Below are 24371 nucleotides of genomic sequence, written 5' to 3'. Positions count from 1 at the left end.
CCTCACACGGGCAGCTCGCGCCCGACGATGACGGTGCGGCGCGGCGGCAGTTCCGCGAGGTCGGCCGGGGAGCCCTCGACGCGCCGCAGTGCGATGAACAGGCGCTGCTGCCAGCCGGGGAGCGTGGAGTCGGCGGCCGCGACCGGCGAGTCCGACGAGACCACGTAGGTCGCGTCCTCGAGCTGCGCGGCGGCGAACTCGGCGTCGGGACTCGCGGCGGCCAGTTGCAGCGCGTCGGCGACCCGCAGCGGCTGCCGGTATCCGAATCCCGCGTCGATGACGGTCACGCTGGGCGCGAGGCGACGCGGCTCCGCCTCGATCCCGAACGGCGCCGTCGTCGTCCGCATGGCCAGCACGATGACGGTCTCCGAGAGCACCCGGTACCGCTCGATGATCGTCGTGAGCGCGACCGGCGCGGTCTCGCTGCTGCGGGCGAGGTACACGGTCGTCCCTGGCACCCGCGGCGCGTCGCCGAGTCGACCGACGAGGTACTCGAACCGCGGCTCGTCGGCCAGTCGGGCGATCGTCATCCGACCCGAGCCCCGCCACCACGTCCACATCGTCACGACGAGCATGACGCCCACGCCGAGCGGCACCCATCCACCGGTGACGACCTTCGTGAGGTTCGCCGCGAGGAACGAGAGCAGCACGCACAGGATCGCGACGATCCCCAGCATCCGCATCGGCGTCAGCAGGTGCCGCGCGTGGAGCAGGAGCAGGAGCAGCGTCGTCGTGGAGCTCAGGGTCACGGTGACCGCGATGCCGTACGCCGACGCGAGCGCCGAGGAGCTCTGGAACCCGAGGACGAGGGCGATGACCGCGACCGCGAGCAGCAGGTTGACCGCCGGGAGGTAGAGCTGGCCGCGGTGCGACGTCGACGTGTGGATGACGCGGACGGATGGGATCAGCTCCAGCCTGCCCGCCTGGTGCACCGCGCTGAAGGCACCCGAGATGACGGCCTGCGAGGCGATGACGGTCGCGACCGTCGCGAGGACGACGACCGGCACCGTCGCCCAGCCCGGGACGAGGAGGAAGAACGAGTTCGGCCCGGCCGATCCTGCCTCGATCACGGCGGCGGCCTGGCCGAGGTAGGCGACCAGCAGGCACGGGAAGACCACGGCGAGCCACGCGATCGTGACCGGTCGGCGCCCGAAGTGGCCCATGTCGGCGAACAGCGCCTCCGCGCCCGTGATCGCGAGCACGACCCCGCCGAGGGCGAGGAAGGCCGTCCAAGGATGCTCCGCCACGAGCAGCACGATCCAGTGCGGCGAGAGCGCGACCAGCACCTCCGGCCCGCGGGCGATGGCGAACCCGCCGAGCACGGCCAGCAGCCCGAACCAGGCGAGCATCACGGGCCCGAACACCCGTCCGATGCGCGACGTGCCGAACCGCTGCACGGCGAAGAGGCCGACGAGGATCGCGACGGTGAGCGGGACGACGAGGGCTCCGAGGTCCGGGCTGATCGTGGTGAGCCCCTCGACGGCCGACAGCACCGAGATCGCCGGCGTGATCATGCTGTCGCCGAGGAACATGGCGGCACCGAGGATCGCCACCACGGTCGCGATCGTGCGCATCCGCACGCTCGGCCGCGCGCGGCGCACCTGCGCGAGCAGCGCGAGCAGGCCGCCCTCGCCGTCGTTGTCGAATCGCATCAGCACCCCGACGTAGAGCACCGAGACCACGAGCGTGATCGACCAGACCACCATCGAGGTCACGCCGTACACGGTCTCGGTCTCGACCTTGCCGGCCGGTGCGAGCGCGGCGCTCAGCGCGTACAGCGGGCTCGTCCCGATGTCGCCGAACACGACGCCGAGGGCGCCGATCGCGGCCACCGGCGTCGCCCGGGCCGCCCTCACATCCGCTCCTCGACGCCGGCGCGGATGAGCAGCCAGTTGACCGGACGGAACCCCAGCCCGCGCATCGGCACGATCGCGAAGTACTGGAACGCGATGCCGATCGCGAACGCGAACACGAAGTCCCAGACCCACACCGCGAAGATGCGCTCCTGGAACAGCCAGCCGTACCCGGTCACGACCGCGAGCACCGGCACCAGCACGAGCAGGAACTCACCGACGATGTCGTCGAGCGTGCAACCGGCGCCGCAGTGGTTCGTGCTGATCGCCACCGCCTCGGGCATGCTGCGCTTCGGCGGCGGTCGGTCGTCGCCGCGTCGCGCCGCGCGCCCGATCCGCAGGTACACCAGCAGCCACAGGATGCCGCCGAAGAGCATGTTCACCGGCCAGACGACGTTCATCACGCCCATGTGCTGCGGCCGCCGCCGCACGTCGAGCCACACCCAGCCCGCGCACGCGAAGCCGATGACGAGCGACGTCCAGGCGATCGCCGTCACCCATACCGGGAACGTGGCCGCGTCGGCGGGCATGGCCGTACTCTACGGGGGTCGGGACCGAGCGTCGCCTGCCGCGCCGACGATCCGGGGGCGTAGTCAAGTCGATCGCGTCCCGTGTGGCAAGTGCCTCCCGTCGACCCGCGATGCCTGCTGGACTGGGGTGGTTCACGCGTGGGGGCCGAACCCGGTGCCGCGCACGATCGGTCCCTACGCCGTCGGACCAGCGTCACTTCCCTCCGGCCCGGGGCCATGACAGATGGGAAACCCGTGCTCAGAGCACCACGACGCTCCGTCGGCGCCCTCGCCGTCGGAGCCTTCGCCGCGAGCTTCATCGCGGCGACCGCAGCGCCGGCATCGGCCGACGACCACCAGAACCTCCCGGGCGAACCGACCATCACGCTGCCGATCAACGACAGCGCGGCCGGCGGAACGTACGACCAGGACTTCACGCGCGTGTACGCGGGCGTCACGCCGGACGGCACCCCGGTCTACATCTACGTGCCCGAGGGGACTCCGCTCGACGGCAGTGCGCCGGTCGGCGTCGACAGCCTCGACCCCGCGTTCGACCACACCGCGCCCGACGACGAGTTCGTGCCGTGCGCCGACGCCGATGTCGCGGACTACACGATCACGCAGGCGCAGATCGACTACATGGGCGACCAGCTCGCGAACCAGATCGTCGCCGTCGACGAGGAGCACTTCGGTCTGATGGATGCCGCCGACCCGGCGGTGCCCGAAAGCGACTCGCTGGTCATGGTCGTCTACAACGTGCAGGACGAGCAGTACTACGACTGCGACGTGACGAGCTACACGGCCGGCTACTTCGCACCGGACTTCATCGACACGGTCGGCATGAACACGATCGTCATCGACGCGTACGACTGGGCGAACCGCGTCGGACCGGATGACTCGGAGTGGCGCGACGACGACCCGGCGAACGACCAGGCGACCCTCTACGAGGGCGTCATCGCGCACGAGCTCGAGCACCTGCTGCACAACTACAGCGACCCGGGCGAGTTGAGCTGGGTGGATGAGGGCCTCGCCGACTTCGCGGTGTTCCTCAACGGGTACGACGTGGGCGGCTCGCACCTGACCTACCACCAGGTGTTCTACGCCGAGACGTCGCTGACCCGCTGGGCGGGCGGCCTGGAGAACTACGGCGCCTCGTACACCTTCTTCCAGTACCTCTGGGAGCAGGCGGGCGGGAACGGCGACGGCACGTTCGATCCCGACCTCGAGTACGACGGCGCAGGCGGCGACCTGCTGATCAAGCTCATCTTCGAGAACCAGGCCGACGGCATGGCCGGCGTCGACGCGGCGATCGCCGAGTTCAACGCGCAGACCGGGAGCGACCTGCGCTCGGCGACCGAGCTCTACGAGGACTGGGCCGTGGCCGTGTACCTCGACGACGAGGACTCGGAGCGGTTCGACATCAAGGCCGTCGACTTCGGCGACCCGGCGTCGACGCGCTGGACGATCGACATCGCCGACGACCAGTTCTGGGACGGCCGCGGGTCGAACCAGGGCGCGCAGCCCGAGGCGAAGTGGGACCGCCGCAAGAACGGCCAGTCCGACACGGCGCTGCCGTACAGCATCCAGATCGAGCGGTTCCGCAACCCGGGGCCGACGGTCACGGTCGCGCTGGACGGCGACGACACCACGCAGATCGCTCCGCACACGGGCGACACGCACTGGTACGGCGGCTACGAGAGCCAGACCGACAACGTCCTCGACGTCGACGTGGCGGACGGCTCCGCCTCGACCCTCGACTTCTGGAGCTGGAGCTTCATCGAGGAGGGCTGGGACTACGGGTTCGTCGAGGCGCTCGTCGGCGGCGACTGGGTGACCGTGCCGCTGACCGATGACTCGGGCGCCGTCGTCACGACGGACGACGACCCGCACGGCAACAACGAGGAGGGCAACGGCCTCACGGGCACCTCGGGCGGCGAGTACTTCGTCGACGATCCCGAGTACGTGCACCTGACGGCCGACCTGCCCGCCGGGACGACGGACGTCCGCTTCCGCTACTCGACGGACGCGGCCTACCTCGACACCGGATGGTTCGTCGACGACGTGATGGTCGACGGCGAGGCGGCGACGCTCTCGTCGGTCGACGGCGAGTGGATCGAGACGACGGGGCTCCAGGACAACAACTGGACGCTGCAGGTCGTCGCGAGCTGCGATCTCACGCCCGGTGAGGAGTCGGACTTCGAGATCGTCGACGAGGCGGGCAACCACGTCTACCGACTCGAGGGCGACGACATCACCATGGCGGGCCTCGACACGTCGTGCGCGAAGGGCAAGAACCGCGACTTCGCGACCCTGGTGTCGAACCTGCCCACCGGTGACCTCGACACGCTCGACGCGGGCTACGAGCTCACCGTGACGAACACGGGGAACGGCAAGAAGCGCTAGGCCGACCGCTGACCCGACCCGTCGGCAGGCCCTCGTTCCCCTCCGGGACCGGGGGCCTGCCCCTTCTCCGGCGCATCTGCCAAGGTGGGGCCATGGACACCATCGAGGTCAAGGGCGCCAACGGCGAGCGACTCCTGTACGACGGCGCCTCGGTCGCGAAGTTCCGGCACGACGGGATGGACGAGGCGGCGCGCAATCCGGTGTCGACCTTCCGCGAGATCCGGGTCACCCATCGGCCTCCGAAGCGCGGTCGACCCGGCCACTACGAGGTGCTGCTGGCGATGTCGTCGTTCATGTCGCTCACGGTCGAGGAGACCGAGAAGCCGCAGCTCGACGCCCTGGTCGCCGCGCTCGAACGGTCGAGATCCTGAGGTCGCGGAGTCGCGCGAATCGACGCGTCCTCGGCCGTCCCGGGAGTGATTCGCGGGACGCCGGCGCGCGCCGGAACGCGGCACCCGGACATGCGAAAGGCCCCGGTCCGATTGGACCGGGGCCTTCCGATTTGGTTGCGGGGGCAGGATTTGAACCTACGACCTCTGGGTTATGAGCCCAGCGAGCTACCGAACTGCTCCACCCCGCGGCACAAGAGAAAACATTAGCACGGGGTCAGGACGCCGTCGAATCGAGGGCGCATCCCGGGCGCGTCGCGCGATCAGGCGTCCGCGGGGCGGCCGGCAGGGGCCGCCGCCGGGGCCGGCGCGGATGCGACGAGCTCGTACGACAGCGGCAGCCACTGCTGCTCGGGCCACCCGTACATGCCGTCGCCCTGCTCGATCGTGACCGGGAAGATGCGCCACGGCACCTGGTAGTGCTCGGTCAGGGACTCGACCTCGAGTCCGGCCGCGCGCAGCGCGCCGTGCACCTCGCCGAGCGGATGCATCCACTCCCACGTCTTCGCGTGGACGATCCGCGCCTCGGGGTCGGCGTAGTCGCTCGGGTCCTCGATCACGTCGGGGTCGTCGTTGCGGTAGGGGTAGGCGAACGCCGGCAGGCCGTGCGGACCGGCGTCGCCGTCGAAGACGAAGGCGCTCGGGTGCCCGTCGGCGAAGTACAGCCGGCCGCCGGGCTTCAGGAACCACGCGATGATCCGAGCCCACTCCGCGACGTCCGGCAGCCAGCCGATCGTGCCCCACGTCGTGAAGACGACGTCGAACGACTCGGGCTCGGGCAGGCGGTGACGGGCGTCGTAGACGTTCGCCTCGATGAAGCGGGCGCGGTCGGCGACGCCGAGCTCCTCGGCCATCCGACGGGCCTCGACGACGGCGGGGCGCGAGAAGTCGATGCCGACGGCCGTGGCGCCGAGGTTCACGAGCGAGAGGGTGTCGGAGCCGAAGTGGCACTGCAGGTGCAGCACGCGGAGCCCGTCGAGCCCGTCCGGGAAGAGCCGGTCGACGCCCGCCCGCGCGATGGGGTCGAGCACGCTGCCGCCCTCGCGCAGGCGCGTGCGGTCGTAGAACGGCGAGGCGACGTGCGTTGCCACCCGCTCGTCCCAGTTCGCGCGGTTGTCGTCGAGCCACTCCCCGGAGCCCAGGTCGACGGCCATCGGCGTCAGCCGTTCGCGGGGGCCTCGGTCGCGGGAGCCTCCGTCGCCGGAACGTCGGTCGTGCTCGCCCCGTCGTCGGCCAGGACGATGAGCTCGGAGATGATCTCGGCGAGCTCGGCATCCGCCGCACCGTACGCCGCCCAGTCGCCGTCCTGCAGCGCCTGCTGCTTGTCGGCGAGCGCCTGGCGGGCACGGTTCAGCAGCGACTGCACCTCGCTGTCCTCGGTCGTCGGCGTGTCGGTGCCGGGCTCGCCCGTACCGTCGCCGTCCGGCGTCGTCGGCTCGACCTCCTCGTCACCCGCGGCCGCACCCGAGTCGCCGCCGAACAGCACGTTCAGCGCCTCGTCGAGCGTGTCCTGGAAGGCGATCTCGTCGCCGAACGCGACCAGCACCTTCTGCAGGAGCGGGTAGCTCGTCTCACCGGTCGACCGGACGTAGACGGGCTGCACGTAGAGGAAGCCGCCGCCGACGGGCACGGTGAGCAGGTTGCCGTTGATCACGTCGGACTGGCCCTGCTTCAGCAGGTTCAGCGACTGCGACACCGTCGGGTCGGAGTTGAAGATGTTCTGCACCTGGCCCGGTCCGGAGACCTGCTCGTCCTCGGGCAGCACGAGCAGCCTCAGCTTGCCGTAGTCGTCGGCCCGTTCACCGTCGACCGATCCCGCGTTCGAGTCCACGGCGAGGTAGCCCCGGAGCACGTTGCGGCTCGCGCTGCCGCGCGCCTCGGGGATGAACGTGGAGTAGATCGAGTACGACGGCACGTCCTGGCCCGGCATCTGCATCGTGAGGTAGTACGCCGGCTGCAGGAACGACGTCGCCGATCCCTGCGTCGGGTCGAGGGGCGTCGTCCACGCGTCCTCGCGCGAGTAGAAGGTCACCGGGTCGGTGACGTGGTACCGGCCGAGGATGGCGCGCTGCATCTTGAACAGGTCGGCCGGGTAGCGCACGTGGCTCATGAGCTCGCCCGACATCTCGCTCATCGGCTGGATCGCGTCGGGGAAGATCTTCTCCCACGTCTGGAGGATCGGGTCCTCGGTGTCCCACGCGTAGAGGTTCACCGTGCCGTCGTAGGCGTCGACCGTGGCCTTGACCGAGTTCCGGATGTAGTTGACCTCGTCGAAGGCGAGCGGCTGCTGCAGGCCCTCGCTGTCGGAGATCGCCTCGCTGTAGCTCACCTTGTTGGAGTACGGGTACTGGTCGGAGAGCGTGTAGCCGTCGACGACCCAGACGATGCGGTCGTTCACCACGGTCGGGTAGGTGTCGCTGTCGAGCGTCAGGAACGGCGCGACCTTCTGCACGCGCTCGATCGGCGTGCGGTCGTAGAGGATCTGCGAGTCGGTGTTCACCTGGTCGGAGAGGAAGATCTGCTCCGACTGGAACTTCAGGGCGTACACGAGCTTCGTGAAGAGGTTGTCGAGCACCGGCCCGCCGTCGCCCTCGAAGGTCGTCTGCTGCGGCTCGCCCTCGCCGCCCGCCGGGAAGTCGAGTTCGATCGGGTCGGTGCCCTCGGGTCCGCCGACGATCGAGTAGTCGGGCGAGCTCTCGCCGAAGTACACGCGGGGCTCGAAGTCGGGCAGGTCGCCGACCGACGGGATCCCCGACTGCAGGAACACCGGCTGGCCGTCGCTCGAGCGCTGGTTGCCGGCCGCGGCGACCAGGCCGTAGCCGTGGGTGTAGACGAGGTGCGAGTTGAACCAGGTCTGCGCGTCGTTCAGGCCCTCGAGGTTGAGGTCGCGGATCGCGACGACCGTGTCCTGTGACTGGCCGTCGATCTCGTACCGGTCGACGTCGAGCGTCTCGGGGAACTGGTAGTACTGGCGGAACTGCTCGAGCTGGCGGAACGCCGGGCTGATCACGGCCGGGTCCATCAGTCGGATGCTCGCGGTGGTCACGGCGTCTTCACGCAGCGCGCCGGGCTCGGCATCCGTCTTCGCCTCGTACGGGATCTGTTCGATGTCGGCGACGCCGAACGCGTCGCGGGTGAGGTCGATGTTCCGCTCGATGTACGGCGCCTCGAGGGCACGCGCGCTCGGGTCGACCGTGAAGCGCTGCACGACCCACGGGTAGAGCGAGCCGATGAGCAGGCCCGAGATGACGAGCAGTGCGGTGCCGACGAGCGGCAGGCGCCAGCGACCGAGGATCGCGGTGATGAAGAACAGCACGGCGACGACGGCCGCGATGACCGAGAGGATCTGGCGGCCCGGGATGGTCGCGTAGATGTCGGTGTACGACGCGCCGGTGAGGAGCGAGCCCGTCTCGGTGACGGTCGCGTACTGGTCGAGCCAGATGCTCACGGCCTGCAGCACGAGGTAGAGGCCCACGGTCAGGGCGACCTGGATGCGCGCGGCCTTGGCGATCACGACCTCGCGCCCGCTGATCCGGATGGCGCCGTAGAGGTAGTTGGTCGCGATGACCAGCAGCGCCGACAGCAGCACGACCGCCGACGCGAAGCCGATGATCGACCGGTAGAACGGCAGCTCGAAGACGTAGAAGCCGATGTCGAACAAGAACTCGGGGTCGGTCGCGCCGAACGGGGTGCGGTTCAGCCACACGAGCACCGAGTCCCACTGGCTGGCCGTCGAGACGCCCGCGAAGATGCCGAGGACCGCCGGGATCCCGTACATCGCGAGGCGGCGGAGCGGCTCGAAGATCTCCTGGTAACGATCCAGTGACGAATTGAGCTTCGCGTAGACCGGACGGGTCCGATAGGCGATCTGGATGGACGCCCACACCGGGATGCCCATCGCGAGGAAGCCGATGAGGAACAGCACGATCCGGGTGATCCACTCGGTCGTGAGGATCTCGAGGAACCCGAGCTGGTCGTACCAGAGGATGTCCGCGTAGAGACTGGCGAAGACGAAGAACGCGATGACGAGCGCGGCCACGATGCCGATCGTGATCGCGATCGGCGCGCGACGACGCGACGTCCTCGGTTCCTGCGACGGTGCTGTGGACACTTCTCGGCCTCATTCGGGTCGGGACGGGCGGAATTCCATCCTATGGTCGGCAGACTTGGAAACGGCTGGTGACCCCGCCGGAGCCGGCTACGAGCGAGCCCGGCGCGCGCGCGAGCAGGCCGCGATCGGGCGCCCGGCCCGATGCCCCGTCACCCCTCGACGTCGCACCCGGCGAACTGCGAGGTGTCGCCGCCCTCCCCGATCGTCTCGACGACGGTGCGCGCCTCGTCGAGCGTGCCCACCGCGAACACCTCGAGCCCGTCGGGGACGTTCCCGGCGACCTCCTCGCAGTTGGACTCCGGTGCGAGGAACCACCCCGCGCCCGCGTCCAGCGCACCCCAGAGCTTCTGGCGGATGCCGCCGATCGAGCCGACGGAGCCGTCCGGGTCGATCGTCCCCGTCCCGGCGATGCGCTCCCCACCGGTCATCGCTCCGGGGGTGAGCGTGTCGATGATGCCGAGGGCGAACATCATGCCCGCGCTCGGGCCGCCGACGTCGTTCAGCTGGATCTCGACGTCGATCGGGAACTCGTACTCCATGCGCACCCCGATGCCGAGCACCGCCTGGTCGCCGCGCGCCTCCGGGGTCGCCTCGACCTCGACCTCCTCGCCGTCGCGCTCGACCACGATCCGGGCCGGCGACGCGGTGCCGTGCTCGCGGAGCGCCTCGCGGAGCTCGTCCACGGAGTGCACGGGCTCGCCGTCGACCGAGCGGATGACGTCGCCGTCCTCGATGACGCCGTCCGCCGGCATTCCCTCGGCGACGCCCTGCACGACGACGTCGCGCGGGAAGTCGTACCCGAGCTCGACGAGCGCGGCCGCGATCGCATCCTGCTGGGAGTCGACCATCTGCGCCTCGTTGGCGGCGTCCCGGTCCTCGCTGCTGATTCCCGGGGGGTAGATCGCCTCGACCGGGAGCACGGCGCGCTGCGGATCGAACCAGGCTGCGGCGACGTCGAGCCACCCGGGGGTGCGGCCGGGTCGGCCGACCACGAGCACCGTGAGCAGGTCGAGCGACCCGTCGGTCTCGTAGGTCTGCTCGTCCGGGATCGCGATGAGCGGGATCTCCTCGCCGTCGACCTCGGTCGTGCCGAGGGTGTCGTAGACCGGTCCGGGCTTCTCGATCACGTAGGGCGAGGGCAGGAGGGCGAGCGCGAGGCCGAGCACGGTGGCGAGCGCGATCGCGCCCCACCCGACGCGCTCGCGGCGCGACCAGGCCGGCCGTTCCGGGTACTCGGACGGCACGGGGACGTCGTCGCGTCGATCGTCGTGGCTGCCGAGGCCCGTCATGCGCGGTGCGTCCTTCCCGAGCGCCCGCGAGGGCGACCCTGGGGCGGGTCGGCGCTGTTCGCGACGGGCGGACACCCGATCGGTCAGCCTAGGCCATTTCCCGGGAAGCACACCGAGCGGCGGCGGTAGCGTGGAATTCCGAGCGAGGGAGGTGGCCCGAGTGGCCGAACGCGACGACGAACCCGACCGGGGCCCCGAGGACGAGTTCCGCGACATGCTGCGCGACCTGCTGTCGGGCTCCGGCGGAATCGACCCGTCGAAGCTGGCCGATGCGGCCGGCCTGCCCAACGATCCCGCGAGCATCGCGGCGATCTTCGGCCAGCTCCAGCAGGCCATGCAGCGCGCCGAGGCCGATGGGATCGACTGGTCGCTGGCGCTGCGCCAGGCGGAGCAGCGCGCGTCCGGCGACCAGCGCCAGGTGGAGCCGGCCGAAGCCGAGCGGCTCGAGCGCGCGTTCGACCTCGCGGGGCTGTGGCTCGACGAGGCGGTCGACCTGTCGGCGCTGCCAGGCAGCCCCGAGCTGCTCACCCGCCGCTCGTGGGCGGCGGCGACCATGCCGATCTGGTCGCAGCTCGCGGAGCCGGTGGCGACGAGCATCGCCGATTCCCTGACGCGCGTGATGAGCGAGCAGGCGCCCGAGGAGATGCGCGAGATGGTGCAGGGCGCGAGCCGCATGATGCGCGGCATCGGCGGCGCCATGTTCGCGATGCAGCTGGGCCAGGTCGTCGGCCAGCTCTCCACCGAGGTGGTCTCCGGCGGCGACGTCGGGCTGCCCCTGCTGGAGGACGGGCGCGCGGCCCTGCTCCCCCAGAACGTGGCCGAGTTCGGCGAGGGCCTCGACATCCCGAACGATCAGGTCGAGCTGTACCTGGCCGTCCGCGAACTCGCACACGCACGCCTCTTCCGCCACGCCAGGTGGCTGCGACTGCACCTCATCACGGCGATCACGGCGTTCGCGCAGGGCATCGACGTCGACCTCGAGCGCCTCGAGCAGCTGGCCGAGGGCTTCGACCCCTCGAACACCGACGAGCTGCGCGACGCCGTCGCCAACGGCGCCCTGCTGCGACCGAAGAGCCCGGAGCAGGAGGCGGCGCTCGGCCGTCTCGAGACGATGCTCGCACTGGTCGAGGGCTGGGTCGACGTGGTGACCGCGGATGCCACGTCGCGTCTGCCGAAGTCCGACGCCGTCGCCGAGACGATCCGGCGGCGACGCGCGACGGGGGGCCCGGCCGAATCGGCCCTGGCGACGCTCGTCGGCCTCGAGCTGCGGCCGCGACGGCTGCGCGACGCGGCCGCGATGTGGCGCGCGGTGACCGACGCCGTCGGCGTGGGCGGCCGCGACGCGCTGTGGGCGCACCCCGACCTGCTGCCGACCTCCGACGACCTCGACGACCCGGCGCCGCTCGCGGCGCGGCTCGCCGGGGGCGGATCGACGGGGGACGCGGCCGACGCCGAGTTCGATGCGGCGCTCGAGGCCCTGCTGCGCGGCGACCTGCAATCCGACGATGGCGGCGCCTCCGACGCGGAGGACGACGCCGGCGATGACCCGTCCGGAGAGGATCCGCGCACGTCCTGATCCGGCCGGTCGGGGCGACGTGCCGACCCGACCCATGACCGTCGCCGTCGCGAGCAGCCGCTGCCTGTGGACGGCTACGGCCGAGGCGCCGCGCGCTGCGGCAGGCTGCGGGGCATGACGCCGCGACTCGACCCCGCGCTGCCGATCGTGTGGCGCTCCCCGTCCTCGCTCCAGGTCGGCGGCGCGCGCCCGCTCGTCGTGCTCGAGGACCCGGGCCCGCTCGAGCAGGGCCTGCTCCGCGCGCTGGTCGCGGGTGCGTCCCGCCGCACGCTGCACACGATCGGCGCCGCGCTCGACGGCGACCCCGCGTCGGTCGACGCGCTGCTCGACCGGCTGGCCCCCGCCCTGCAGCGCGAAGCGGGCTCCGGCGACCGGCACGCCGCACCGGGCCACGGCGGCACCGTGGTGCTCGCCGGACCGGTCGACCTCGTCGACGACCTCGGCACCGCCCTGCTCCGACTCGGTCACCACCCGACCCCGGTCGCGTCGGCCGATCGCGCGGCGACCGATGCGGCCGTGCTGATCGGCTCCCGCGTCGTCCCGCCGAGCATGCACCTGCCCTGGCTGGCCGCCGACGTCCCGCACCTGGCGGTCGTCCTCGATGAGCGCGGCGTCGAGGTCGGCCCGTTCGTGCGGCCGGGCTCCGGGCCCTGCCTGCGCTGCACGCATCTCGCCCGACGCGACGCGGATGCCGCGTGGCCCGCCCTCGCCGCCCAGCTCGCGATCGCTCCGCCGCCGCCCCTCCGGCCGCGCGCCCGGCACGACGCGCTCGTCCTCGCGGCATCCGCCGTCGACGACCTGCTGCGGTCGGGGGCCACCGCGCTCGACGACGCGAGCGTCGTCGTCAGCGGCGAGCCGCGGCCGGCGCCTCCGACGCCGACGCCGCTCGACGTCCACCCGGACTGCGGGTGTCGAGCTCCCGCAGGAACCGCGACGGCTCCCGTTCACCTCGATGCCCGACGGAGCGCGCCCAGCTCAGCGACAGCCGACGCCGTGCCCGCGTGACGCCCACGTAGAGCAGCCGACGCTCCTCGTCGATCGCCTCGAGCCCGGTCGCGTACGCGATCGGCAGCATGCCCTCGACGAGGCCCGGCAGGTGCACCTCATCCCACTCGAGGCCCTTCGCGGAATGCAGCGTCGCGATGGTGACCGCGGCGACCGCGGGCTCGTGGTGCATCTCGGCCCGGCTTCGCAGGTCGTCGGCGAAGGCACGGAAGGTCGTGCCCGCCGGCTGGTCGTCGACGAGCCGGGCGATGGCGTTCAGCGACTCCCAGCGGTCGCGGACCGCGCCGGGTCCCGCGGGCGGCTCGACGGTCCAGTCGAGCGAGCGCAGCACGTCGCTGACCGACTTGAACAGCGGCTCGTCGCTGATCGCGAGGGCGGCAGCCCGGATCGCGTGCACCGCCTCCCGCACCTCGGGCCGGTCGAAGAACCGCTGCGCGCCGCGCAGGCGAGCGGGCACGCCGACCTCGCCGAACGCCTGCTCGAACATCGCGGACTGCGAGTTGACGCGCAGCAGCACGGCGATCGCCTCGGGCGGCACGCCCGCCTCGATGCGCTGCCGCACGGCCGTCGCCACGCCGCGCGCCTCGGCGAGGTCGTCCGGGAACTCCCGGACCACGGGCTCCGGACCGTGCGCGACGTGGTCCGCCCGCCCGGCCGGGCGACCTCGGCGTCCCCCTCCGACGTCGGCCGGACCCGCCGCGGGATCCCCGCCGTCCGGTGCGGCCGCCTCGAGCCGAAGGGCACCGGGACGCCCGCGCATGAGGCGGTTCGCGAACCCCACGATCTCGGGTGTCGAGCGGTAGTTGCGCTCGAGGCGGACGACGGTGGCATCCGGGTAGTCGTGCTCGAAGCCGAGGAGGAACGCCGCGCTCGCGCCCGCGAACGAGTAGATGGTCTGGCTGGCGTCGCCGACGACGCACACGTCGCGCCGCCCCCCGAGCCAGAGGCCGAGCAGGTGCTGCTGCGCCGGCGAGACGTCCTGGTACTCGTCGACGACGAAGTGCCGGTACGCCTCGCGCACCTGCATCGCCACGGCCGGCTCGGTCTCGATCATCCCGGCGGTCGCGAGCAGCACGTCCTCGAAGTCCATCGCGCGCCGCTCGTCCTTCAGTGCCTCGTACGCCTCGACGAGGTCGATCATCTGCGGCACGGACAGGCTGCCGGGCGCACCGCGCGAGGTGAGCCGCGCCCGGAAGTCGTCCATGCCGACCAGGCTGACCTTCCGCCACTCGATCTCGGCGGCCACGTCGCGCAGCGTCGCCGTGTCGACCTTCACGCGGCAGCGTTCGGCGGCGAGGCCGAGCAGCCGCCCCTTGAACTCGAGGACGCGCGGCGCCGGTCCGCCTGCGACGATCGGCCAGAAGTGGTTGAGCTGGGCGAGCGCGGCGGCGTGGAAGGTCCGAGCCGCGACAGCGCCCGCCCCGAGGGTGCGGAGTCGCGAGCGGAGCTCGGCCGCCGCGCGCGAGGTGAACGTGAGCGCCATCACGCGCGCCGGATCGTACGAGCCGGACGCCACGCCGTAGGCGATGCGGTGGGTGATCGCGCGCGTCTTGCCGGTCCCGGCGCCGGCGAGCACGCACACCGGTCCGATCAGGGCCTCGGCGGCGACGCGCTGCTCGTGGTCGAGCGCACCCAGCAGTGGGTCACCGGTCACGACGTCGACCACGGCAGCGAGGAATCGAGCGGCGCGCCGTACCAGAGCTCGAGCAGCCAACGGGCGATCGAGGTCTCACCCGGCAGCGCGACGCGGCCGAGCGCGTCGCGCATGCCCTCGCGGTCGAACCAGCGCAGCTCGAGGATCTCCTCGCCGTCCGGAACGGCCACGGGGTCCGCCCCCTCGGCGACCCGTGCACGGAAGGCGCACATCAGGCTGGCGGGGAACGGCCAGGGCTGCGACCCGAGGTACTCCACGCGGTCGACCGCGAGCCCGGCCTCCTCGGCGATCTCGCGCACCACCGCGGCCTCGAGCGACTCCCCCGGCTCGACGAATCCGGCGAGCACCGAGAAGCGGTCCTGCTGCCACATCGCGTTGGAGCCGAGCAGCACGCGGTCGTCGTCGTCGGTGACCAGCACGATCACGGCCGGGTCGGTGCGCGGGAACCGAAGGCGGTCCTCGCGCAGGCAGCGGCGGGCCCACCCCGACGTCACGACCTCGGTCGGGCCGCCGCACCCCGGGCAGAAGGCGTGCGTCACGTGCCAGTTGGCGAGCGCGACCGCCTCGATCGCAAGCCCGACGTCACGGTCGTCGAGGGAGGCGGCGACCTCGCGGAGGCCGGCCCATCGGCGCCCGTCGCCGAGCGCCGCGGCGGCGTCGTCGTCGAACAGCCACGCCTCGATCGGGCTCCCCGCCGCCAGTCCGTGCTCCGAACCACGCCCCGCGCCGCCGCCCGCCGGGTGGGCGTCGTCGAGCGTGCGACCCAGGTAGCAGCGCACCTGCGGCGCCGGCACGCCGGACGGATGCCGCAGGTCCAGCGCCGCGCGCTCGCCCACGAGCACGCGCCCGTCGTGCACGGCGAGGACCCGCGCGCGCGGATCGCGGTCGAACTCGTCGGCGCGCTCCGGCCGATCGCGGCTGGCCGCATCCCGATCGAGGTGCTCGCGCGCCAGCGGCGGCCCAGCGGGCACGCCCGGCGCGGCGGGCTCGACGGACGGGGCCGGGGTCGGCGCGTCGGGGTGGAGCACGGTGCACCTCTCGTCGGAGCCGGAGTCGTCGGGCCGGAGTCGCGTGGCCGGACTCGCCTGGAACGCGTGGCGGTCGCCGGGCAGGCGGGAAGACCTGCTTAGGCTGTGTGCCATGGCCAGACCCCCACTCACTCTAGCCGCGTTGGCCACGGCCGCGGTGGCCGGACTCGAGGTGCGAGCGGCCCGGCCCCACACCCGCGGGACGGGGGGCGCGTTCGATGCCGTCGAGCTCCACTCCGCCGACGGGCGGCGGCTGCTCATCCGAGCTCCGCGCTCGCAGACGGCCGAGTCGGAGCAGTCCTCCGACGTCGTCGCGATCCGCGCACTCACGACCGGGATCAGGTCTCGACTGCCCTTCGCGGTGCCGCAGTTCATCGGGCAGGCGCCGATCGGCCCGACCCGCGCCGTGGTGACCGAGTTCATCCCCGGTGCGGCCCGCACGGCCGACGAGCTCACGGCGACGCCCGCGCTCGCCGCGGACGTCGGGCGCGCGATCGCAGCCATCCACTCGCTCCCGTCGGGCTTCGTCGGCGAGGCGGGCCTGCCGCGCCGCACCGCGGCCGAGGCCCGCGAGGCGGCCGTGTCGGTGATCGATCGGGCGTCCGACACCGGCCGGCTCCCGGCGGCGCTCCTGCGGCGCTGGGAGGAGGCCACCGACGACGACACGCTGTGGCGCTTCGCGCCGACCGTCGTGAACGGCCAGCTCGATGCGGACTCGTTCCTGGTCGAGGGCGACCGGGTCACCGGGGTCGTCGGATGGTCCGGGCTCGCGCACGACGATCCGGCGCACGACCTGCACTGGGTGCTCGCGTCGACGGGCGCCTCCGCCGAGCAGACCCTGGACGCGTACGTCGAGGCCCGCTCGGGCGGAGCCGACGCGGAGATCGCCCGGCGCGCCCTGCTGTACGGCGAGCTCGAGCTCGCGCGCTGGCTGCTGCACGGGGTCGACACGCACGACGACGCCATCGTGACGGATGCGGTCGGCCTCCTCGACGGACTCGTGGCGAGCGTGCACGACCGCTCGTCCGAGCCGCTCACGACCGACACCGGCCCGATCCTCGCCGTCGCCGACGTGGAGCGGATGCTCGAGGCGACGCCCCGCACGGCGGCCTCCCGCGAGTCGGGCACGACGATGCTCACCGACAGCTTCGACGTCTCGGAACTGCGCCGTCATCTCGCCGAGGGGGTCGAGCGCGACGAGCGCGAGGCGGACCTCACGGCGCCGATCCCGCTGGACCTCAGCGACTGGGGTGATGCGGCGCCGCGCGATCCCGCGCGTGGCCCGGCGCAGGACCGTCCGGCGTGAGCGCCGGCGCATCGGCTCCGCGCACGCGGGGCCGAGCGGACGACGTCGTGGCGCGGCACGCAGCCCGCGCCACGCAGCACCCGCGAGGAGACGGATGACGGACTACCAGACGATGCCCGAGGGCCTCCCCGTTCCCGTCGACGACGGCGGCGCCGACCACCTGCACGGCATGGAACTCCCGCAGCTGAGCCTGCCGAGCACCGACGGCACGATCGTGCACCTCGGCGACCTCCGACCGGGACGGACGATCATCTACGTCTACCCGCTCTCCGGGCGACCGGGAGTCGACCTGCCAGACGGCTGGGACTCGATCCCCGGAGCCCGCGGATGCACGCCCGAGGCCTGCGACTTCCGCGATCACCACGACGATCTCCGGTCGGCGGGCGCGCAGGCGGTGTTCGGACTCTCGAGCCAGGACGTCGAGTACCAGGCGGAACTCGTCGATCGGCTCCGGCTTCCGTTCGCGATGCTCTCGGACGAACGATTCCGGCTCGCCGAGCACCTCGGGCTCCCGACCTTCGCCGCCCCGGGTCGAGCGCGACTCCATTCGCGGCTGACGCTGGTCGTGCGGGACGGTCGGATCGAGCACGTCTTCTACCCGATCTTCCCTCCCGGCACCCATGCCCAGCAGGTGCTCGCCTGGCTCCGCTCGAATCCCGTCGGATCGGCCGCGCCGTGAGGTCCACGCGCACGACGCGTCGCGACCGGCCGGCCGCCCGGCCGGTCAGGCGTCGCCGATGGTGACCCGCACCTCCTCAGGGATGGACGCGCCGTGGCCGCGGGGGGCCACGCTCGCGATCGGCACCGCGGCATCGCGGGCACGCACGCCCGCCCAGGCCCGCCGCAGCGCGGCCTCGTCGTACAGTTCGCCCGGGCGGAGCACGAGGTCGTCCTCGACGAAGTAGAACACCGCATCGATCGCCTCGACATCGACGCCCGACCAGCGCGCGTACGCCAGCCGGTACAGGGCGAGCTGGGTCTGCCGCAGTTCCAGTTCGCGCTCGTCACGCGGTGCCGCGCCGGTCTTCCAGTCCACCACCTGCGCGCGGATCCCGCGCCGACCGAGATCGGAGTCGGGCTCGACGTCGTACACGGCGTCGAGCTTGCAGACGAAGACCTGGCCGTCGAGCGGGAGGTGCAGTTCGAGTTCGACGGCCACGGGGCGACGGGTCCCCCACTCGGAGGCGGCGAACGTCGCGCGAAGCCGCTCCAGTCTCGCCTCGACGGGAGCGTCCACGACCTCGTCGGCCGTCATCGCGTCGTCGAGCTCGTCGGCGAAGGCGTCGAGGTCGAGCGGGGTGCTCGAGTCCGTCGGGCCGGCGGGGCGCGCGGCCGATCCGCCGGATCGCGCCTCCACCCACTCGTGGAAGAGCGTGCCGATGCGCGTCGCCCGATACGGTCGCTGCGGCATGGGCCGCGCGAGATCGGCGGCCACCGCGGCCGGGTCGTCGACGTAGTCCTTGAAGCGCGATGCCGGAACCCTGGTCGGCACCTCGGCGCCGTGCCGGGACGTCCCACGCCGGCGACGCTCCTCGAGCAGCATCCGGAGCTCGTCGGCGAGGACGGGGCCGAGTCCCGCGCCGCTCGGCATGGTCGCCGCCTCCCGAACGGCATCCGCCGCCCGGACGACCGCCGGGCGGCGCGCCCCCAGCGGATCGAGCGGCCAGCTCACGCGCTCGGCCTCGGACGAGCGCGGGTTCTCCGGCTCCTCCGGCGCCGCAGGGAGGCGGTCCGCATCGACGAGCCCGGCCACCACGAGCTCGCGGAGGAACGGGCTCGGCGCGCGCGGAGCCCGCTGCGTGGCCCACCACGACCCGGTGAGCAGCAGTTCCGACTTCGCGCGCGTCACGCCGACGTAGGCCAGCCGTCGTTCCTCCTCCGCATGGCGGTCGCGATTCTCCTCCGCGTACGCACGGACGGCTTCGTCGAACTCGGCCTGGCTCTGCGCGCCGCGCCACATCAGCTGCGGGATCTCGTCGCGATCGCCGCGGAACTCGTCCGGCAGGGCGCCGAAGGCGAGCCAGCCGCGATTGCTGCGGGGCCGGGAGGGCAGTTCGCCCTCCACCATGCGCGGGATCGCCACGACGTCCCACTCGAGGCCCTTCGAGCCGTGGATCGAGAGCACCTGGACCGCGCCCGGCTCCGGCTCGTCCTGTCGCGGGCTCAGGCGGTCGCGCTGCTCCGCCTCGCCGAGCCAGCCGAGGAACGCGCCGAGGGTCGGCTGCTCGGTGGTGTCGACGAAGCCCGCGAGCAGGTCGTCGAACGACTCGAGGCTCGCCGCCCCGAGCTGCTGCCCGGGGTTCGCGGCGACCTCGATGTCGAGGAGCAGCTCCTGCTGGACGAGCGTGACGAAGTCGACGAGCCCGAGGCCGGCGCGGCGCCGAAGCGCCTGCAGCTGGCTGCCGGCGCGCCGCATCCGCGCCCGGCCCTCGCCGGTGAGGCCCGCCAGTGCGCGGTGGTCGTCGGGCGCGGTGATCACGAAGTCGAGCGCGTCGACGATGGACGGCGACTCGTCGGGTGCGATCGAGCCTCGGATGCCTCGGCGCACGTCGTCGGCCAGCCGCCGGGTCGCCAGGTCGCGGTCGGCGAGCCAGCGTGCGACGGCCCCGAGCGCCGCGAGGTCGGCCGGGCCGATGCGCCACCGGGCGCCGCCGAGCAGGCGCAGCAGCTCCGACCCGGCGGTGGGGTCGTGCAGCACGCGGAGCGCGCAGACGAGGTCGGCGATGACCGGCTGGTCGAGGAGACCCGCGACGCCGAGCACGTGCACCGGGACGCCGCAGGCGCGGAGCGCGCTCGCGTAGAGATCGACGTGGGCGAAGGTCCGGCAGAGCAGCGCGCCCGTGCGGTCGCCGTCGCGCATGCGGATCGCGAGCCAGTCGGCGACCGCCGCGGCCTCGTCGTCGATGGTCTCGGACCATCGGACGTCGAGTCGCCCCGCGCCGGCGAACGGAGACGGCCGGAGCGGTGCCTTCGGGATTCCCCCGTCGAGCGGGCCGATCAGCGCGTTCGCCGCATCGAGCACGACCACCGGGTTGCGCCAGCTCGTCGACAGGTCGTAGGCGCGGGCGCCGCCGTCGGACGAGAAGTCGCCGCCGAATCGGGCGAGGTTCGCGGCGCTCGCGCCGCGCCAGCCGTAGATCGACTGGTCGGGATCGCCGACGGCCATCACCGGGTGGTCGCGGAACAGCGTCGCGAGCAGTCGCGTCTGCACGACGCTGGTGTCCTGGTACTCGTCGAGCAGCACCGTCGCGTGCCGCGCGCGATACTCGTCGACGACCTCGGGATGGGCGATGCAGATCTGCAGCGCCAGCGCCACCTGATCGGAGAACTCCACCATGCCGCGGCGCTGCTTCTCGGCCGCGTAGGCGTCGGCCAGCTCGAGCAGGGGCGGCAGGGCCTCGACGACGCCGAGCGCGTTCGTGAAGGACTCGAACGGGGTCCGCTTCCTCGGCGCCTCGATCGGGAGGTCGTGCATGGCGAGGAACTCCCGCGCGAACGCCCGGACGTCGCGGGTGTCGGTCACGTTCTCGGCGAGCGCGCGGCTGAGGGCCAGCACGGCACCGGTGACCCGGTCGAGCGAGGCGTCGAGCTCGACCAGGCGCGGGTCGGCCGCGGCCGCGACGATGCTCCGCGCCAGCTGCCACGCCGACGCCTCGCCGAGGATCGACGCGTCGGGCTCCCGGCCGATCCGCAGCGCGTGCTCACGGTAGATCGCGCCCGCGAACGCGTTGTAGGTGGAGACCGCAGCGGACTCGAGCGGGTCGAGGCGCACGTCGGCGATCCCCTCGGCGACGAGCTGTCCCACGCGTTCGCGGACGCGGTCGGCGAGTTCGCCCGCCGCCTTCCGCGTGAAGGTGAGGCCGAGCACCTCGGGAACATCCGCGAGGCCGTTGGCGAGCAGCCAGACCACGCGATTGGCCATCGTCTCGGTCTTCCCGCTCCCCGCTCCGGCGACCACGATGCTCCGGCCGGCGGGGTCGGCCTCGATCACGGCGCGCTGCTCGGGCGTCGGGGCATGCAGTCCGAGCCGTGCGGCGATCGCGTCGGCGCCGATGGGCCGCGCGGTCATGCGCTCACCGCCGGAACCAGGTGCACGCGGTACTGCCAATCGCCGAACCGGGATCCGTGGGCGAACTCGACCGGGGACTCGAACCGCGCCCCCGCCATGAGCCCGGCGACCTCGTCGAGCCGGACGCGGAAGTCGGCCTCGGCCTCGTCGTCGAACGGCTGCTGCGCCCGTTCGGTGTAGGCGCGCCCGCCCACCGGTCGGGCGACGTACACGAGCTTGGCGCCGCCGGCGCGGCCGGCGCTCGGGAGCGCTCCGGATCGCGCGGCGAGCTGGTACGCGGCCAGCTGCGGGTGCGCGGCGGTCTTGGCCGCGGTCGGCGGCGTGCGGCCCGTCTTCAGGTCGACGATGACGGTCGTGCCGTCCGGTGAGGCCTCGACGCGGTCGATCGTGCCGGTGATGCGCACGCGACCGCTGACGAGCGTGAACCGGCCCTCGGCTCCCAGCACGACGACCCCGTCGTCCTCCGCATTGCGGAGGTACTCGGCCGCACCCTCGGTCATCCGGCGCGCACCGCGTCTCTCGCGCTCGGCGACCCATCCGGCCTCGAAGCGGAGATCGCGCCAGCGCCGCTCGACCGACGCCCACAGCGTCTCGACGTCGATGTCGCCGCCCTGCTGCGCGGCCTCCTCGACGACGGCGTGCACGATCGTGCCGATCGAGGCGGCCAGGCCCGACGGGGGTTGCGCGACGTGATCGACGAACCAGCCGAGCGGGCTCTCCTCGACTCGATCGATCTGCGACGGCGACACCGGCACGGTCGACTCGGGGTCGCCCTCGAGGTCGACGAGCGGAGCTGTCGTGGACGGCTCCACGAGGCCGTACCAGTCGTCGGGATGCGCTCCCGCGACGCCCTGCTCGGCGAGCAGCGCGAGGCCCGCGGCCGCCTCGCGATCACCCGCGGCGGCGTCGCGGCGGAGCGCGCCGACCATGCCTCGCAGGTGCAGTGGGCGGCGACGACGGGTCGGCAGCCGATTCGGTGCGAAGCCCATGAGCACGGATGGCTGCTCGTCGTCGTTCGCGGTGCACGCCAGCACGAGCTGGCGGGTCGCGCGTGAGGCCGCGAGGGCGAAGAGCCGGAGCTCGTCGCTGCGGACGGCCGCGCGCACCTCGGGCGCGCCCTCCTCCTCCGGCGCGGGCGCACCGGATCGTATCGCGGCGACCACCCGCGCGAGCTTCGCGGCGTGCAGGAGGGCGCCCCTCGGACGCAGGTTGGGCCAGACGCCCTCCTGCAGGCCGACGACGACCACGACCTCGAAGCTGCGCCCGATCAGGGCCGGCGGCGTCGCCAGCACGACCGATGCGCCGCCGCGCTCGGGCGCGAGCGAATCCTCGGGCAGGGCGTTCTGGAGTTCCTCGTCGATGAAGCGGCGCGCGGGTGCGCCGGGCTCGCGCTCGACGAACCGACGCGCGGCGGCGAACAGCGCGACGACGGCATCGAGCGACCGGTTGGCCTCGTCGGCGAGCAGGCCGGAGCCGGCCGCCTGCGCAGCCCACTCCGCCTCGAGCCCGCTGTCGTGCCAGAGCAGCCAGAGGAGTTCCTCGACCGTCGAGCCCCGCGCCGCGGCACGTCGGGCCGCGTCGAGGAGGGCGGCGAGGCGCGACGCCCGCCGCCCCGCCGGAGCGTCGATCGTGGCGAAGCCGCCGGCGGCGCCGAGCGCCTCGACGAGCAGCTCGTCGGCCGTGCGGGTTCCGCCGGCCGCGAGTTCCTCGTGCCGCAGCGCGAGCCGCAGTCGACGGAGCCCGATCCGGTCGAGGCGCCCGAGCGGCCCGGTCAGCAGCGCGGTCGCCGACTCGGCGTCGACCGGCCGGAGTTCCAGCACCGCGGCGGCGGCCTCGAGCAGCGCGGCCGATCCCGGCGCATCCCGCAGCGCACTGCGGGCGCCGCCGCCGGCGACCGGGACCTCGGCGGCCGCGAGCGCGCGCGCCATCGCCGGCAGCTCGGCACCGGACCTCGCGACGACGGCCATCGACGACCACGGGACGCCGTCGAGCAGGTGCCGCTCGCGCAGCAGCGCCGCGACCTGCGCCCCTTCGGCCGCCGGCGAGGGCGCTTCGATGCCGAGCACCGGGTCGAGCGGGTCCCGGTCGGTTCCGTCGGGCTCGGCGACGCGGGCCGAGCGGTGCGTGCCGCCGAGCGCGGCCCCGATGTGGGCCGTCACGCCGGCGAGCAGGTCACGATGGGCTGCACGCCCACGGTGCACGACCGGCAGGTCGAGGCGCCGCACGGGCGCGCCGTCGAGCACCGAGGAGAGCGAGCCGAGCAGGTCGGCGCGGCCGCCGCGGAAGCCGTTGCTCGCGACATCCGGATCGCCGAGGGCGATCACATCGACGCCCCGGGCGGCGAACGCGGCCAGCAGCGCGGCGGTGGTCGCGGTCGACTCCTGGGCATCGTCGACGACGATCAGCCGGAGCCCGGCGAGCACCCCGAGCGCGCGCTCGTCCTCCGCGTCGCGCACGCTGCCGCGGACGATCGCCGCGGCGAGCGCGCCGAGCTCGGCGGAGTCGAACTGGGTCGGGCGGAGCTGCGCCTTCACCTCGTCGTACTCGACGAGGAAGTCGGCGGCCGCGGCCCACTCGGGCCGCGACGCCGGCCGGGCCAGGCGCCGGAGCTCGTCGCCGCCCACGCCCTCCTCGACCGCGCGCATCATCAGGTCGCGGAGCTCTGACCTGAACCCGCGCAGTTCGCGGACGTCGGGCGCGATCGACTCCGGCCACTCGGGCCCGCCCCCGTCGAGCGCCTGCGCCTCGAGCAGCTCGCCGATCACCTGGTCGTGCTCGGCCCCGGTGAGCAGGGTCACCGATCGCCCCGTGCGGGATCGGACCAGGTCGTACGCCACCGCATTGGCCGTGCGCGCGAGCGCGCCCCGCGTCGTGCGGTCGAGGCGGAGGGCGAGCGCGTCGCGCATGGTCGCCGCCGTACGACGCGTGGCCGAGAGCACGAGCACCTCGGCGGGGTCGAGGCCGCGCTCGACGCGGTGCGCGACGAGTTCCACGGCGAGTCGGGTCTTGCCGGAGCCCGGAGCCCCGAAGACGGCGGCGTGGCCGCCCTCGGCGAGCTCCGATGCGAGGTCGGCGACGGATGGTGCGAGGGTCGCTGCCGGCTGCATGCCGCCCACGGTATCCGTGTCCGCCGACAGTGAACGCGACGGGGCCGGACCCCCGCGTGTCGTACGGTGGTG

14 protein-coding genes and 1 tRNA gene are annotated in these 24371 nt (G+C 73.0%); 5 read left to right on the top strand and 10 right to left on the bottom strand.

Translation table 11 applies throughout. The annotated features are described in order from the left end of the window. Positions 1-2: 2 nt before the first annotated feature. Both ABME01_RS05145 and ABME01_RS05140 read right to left on the bottom strand, forming a co-directional pair. Complete coding sequence (locus ABME01_RS05145) at positions 3-1856, bottom strand: KUP/HAK/KT family potassium transporter (RefSeq protein WP_353827285.1); 1854 nt, start codon at positions 1854-1856, stop codon at positions 3-5. After that, positions 1853-2383, bottom strand: coding sequence for a DUF4396 domain-containing protein (locus ABME01_RS05140; RefSeq protein ID WP_353827284.1), 531 nt, complete (start codon positions 2381-2383; stop codon positions 1853-1855). The genes ABME01_RS05145 and ABME01_RS05140 overlap by 4 nt, the downstream gene beginning before the upstream one ends. Positions 2384-2617: 234 nt before the next feature. On the opposite strand from ABME01_RS05140, the gene ABME01_RS05135 reads away from it, so the two are divergent. Together ABME01_RS05135 and ABME01_RS05130 are read left to right on the top strand one after the other, a co-directional pair. Continuing rightward, entirely contained in the window at positions 2618-4765 is a 2148-nt protein-coding gene (locus ABME01_RS05135) for a hypothetical protein (protein WP_353827283.1), read from the top strand. 92 nt (positions 4766-4857) lie between these two features. Beyond that, positions 4858-5136 carry a hypothetical protein gene (locus tag ABME01_RS05130; protein ID WP_353827282.1) on the top strand — a complete coding sequence of 93 codons (279 nt, stop codon included), beginning with the start codon at positions 4858-4860 and terminating at the stop codon, positions 5134-5136. A 132-nt stretch (positions 5137-5268) separates the two neighbouring features. On the opposite strand, the gene ABME01_RS05125 is transcribed toward ABME01_RS05130, so the two are convergent. The 4 genes from ABME01_RS05125 to ABME01_RS05110 form a co-directional block, all read right to left on the bottom strand. Beyond that, positions 5269-5345, bottom strand: a tRNA-Met gene (locus ABME01_RS05125). 72 nt (positions 5346-5417) lie between these two features. Beyond that, on the bottom strand, positions 5418-6308 hold the full coding sequence (locus ABME01_RS05120) for a class I SAM-dependent methyltransferase (RefSeq protein ID WP_353827281.1): 891 nt from the start codon (positions 6306-6308) through the stop codon (positions 5418-5420). A gap of 5 nt (positions 6309-6313) precedes the next feature. Beyond that, positions 6314-9265, bottom strand: a complete 2952-nt coding sequence (locus tag ABME01_RS05115) for a UPF0182 family membrane protein (RefSeq protein ID WP_353827280.1) — start codon at positions 9263-9265, stop codon at positions 6314-6316. 149 nt (positions 9266-9414) lie between these two features. Further along, positions 9415-10554, bottom strand: coding sequence for a YlbL family protein (locus ABME01_RS05110; protein ID WP_353827279.1), 1140 nt, complete (start codon positions 10552-10554; stop codon positions 9415-9417). Positions 10555-10768: 214 nt separating this feature from the next. Here ABME01_RS05110 and ABME01_RS05105 point away from each other — a divergent pair, with 214 nt between their 5' ends. Continuing rightward, positions 10769-12130, top strand: a complete 1362-nt coding sequence (locus ABME01_RS05105) for a zinc-dependent metalloprotease (RefSeq protein WP_353827335.1) — start codon at positions 10769-10771, stop codon at positions 12128-12130. 844 nt (positions 12131-12974) lie between these two features. Here the strand turns inward: ABME01_RS05105 and ABME01_RS05100 are convergent. Then, entirely contained in the window at positions 12975-14789 is a 1815-nt protein-coding gene (locus tag ABME01_RS05100) for an ATP-dependent helicase (protein ID WP_353827278.1), read from the bottom strand. Beyond that, positions 14786-15817, bottom strand: coding sequence for an NAD(+) diphosphatase (gene nudC / locus ABME01_RS05095; protein WP_353827277.1), 1032 nt, complete (start codon positions 15815-15817; stop codon positions 14786-14788). Before nudC ends, ABME01_RS05100 begins: the two co-directional genes overlap by 4 nt. 112 nt (positions 15818-15929) lie before the next feature. Between nudC and ABME01_RS05090 the strand changes: the two genes are divergently transcribed. Beyond that, complete coding sequence (locus tag ABME01_RS05090; protein ID WP_353827276.1) at positions 15930-17123, top strand: phosphotransferase; 1194 nt, start codon at positions 15930-15932, stop codon at positions 17121-17123. A gap of 94 nt (positions 17124-17217) precedes the next feature. Then, positions 17218-17802: a peroxiredoxin gene (locus tag ABME01_RS05085; protein ID WP_353827275.1), complete on the top strand. Its 585-nt coding sequence runs from the start codon at positions 17218-17220 to the stop codon at positions 17800-17802. Positions 17803-17847: 45 nt separating this feature from the next. Here the strand turns inward: ABME01_RS05085 and ABME01_RS05080 are convergent, their stop codons facing one another. Then, positions 17848-21192, bottom strand: coding sequence for an ATP-dependent helicase (locus tag ABME01_RS05080; protein WP_353827274.1), 3345 nt, complete (start codon positions 21190-21192; stop codon positions 17848-17850). Continuing rightward, positions 21189-24299 carry a PD-(D/E)XK nuclease family protein gene (locus ABME01_RS05075; protein WP_353827273.1) on the bottom strand — a complete coding sequence of 1037 codons (3111 nt, stop codon included), beginning with the start codon at positions 24297-24299 and terminating at the stop codon, positions 21189-21191. The genes ABME01_RS05080 and ABME01_RS05075 overlap by 4 nt, the downstream gene beginning before the upstream one ends. Positions 24300-24371: the final 72 nt, after the last annotated feature.

The organism is Agromyces litoreus (assembly GCF_040496015.1).
In the GTDB taxonomy this organism is placed as follows: domain Bacteria; phylum Actinomycetota; class Actinomycetes; order Actinomycetales; family Microbacteriaceae; genus Agromyces; species Agromyces litoreus.
This window is presented reverse-complemented; position numbering and strand designations above follow the sequence as displayed.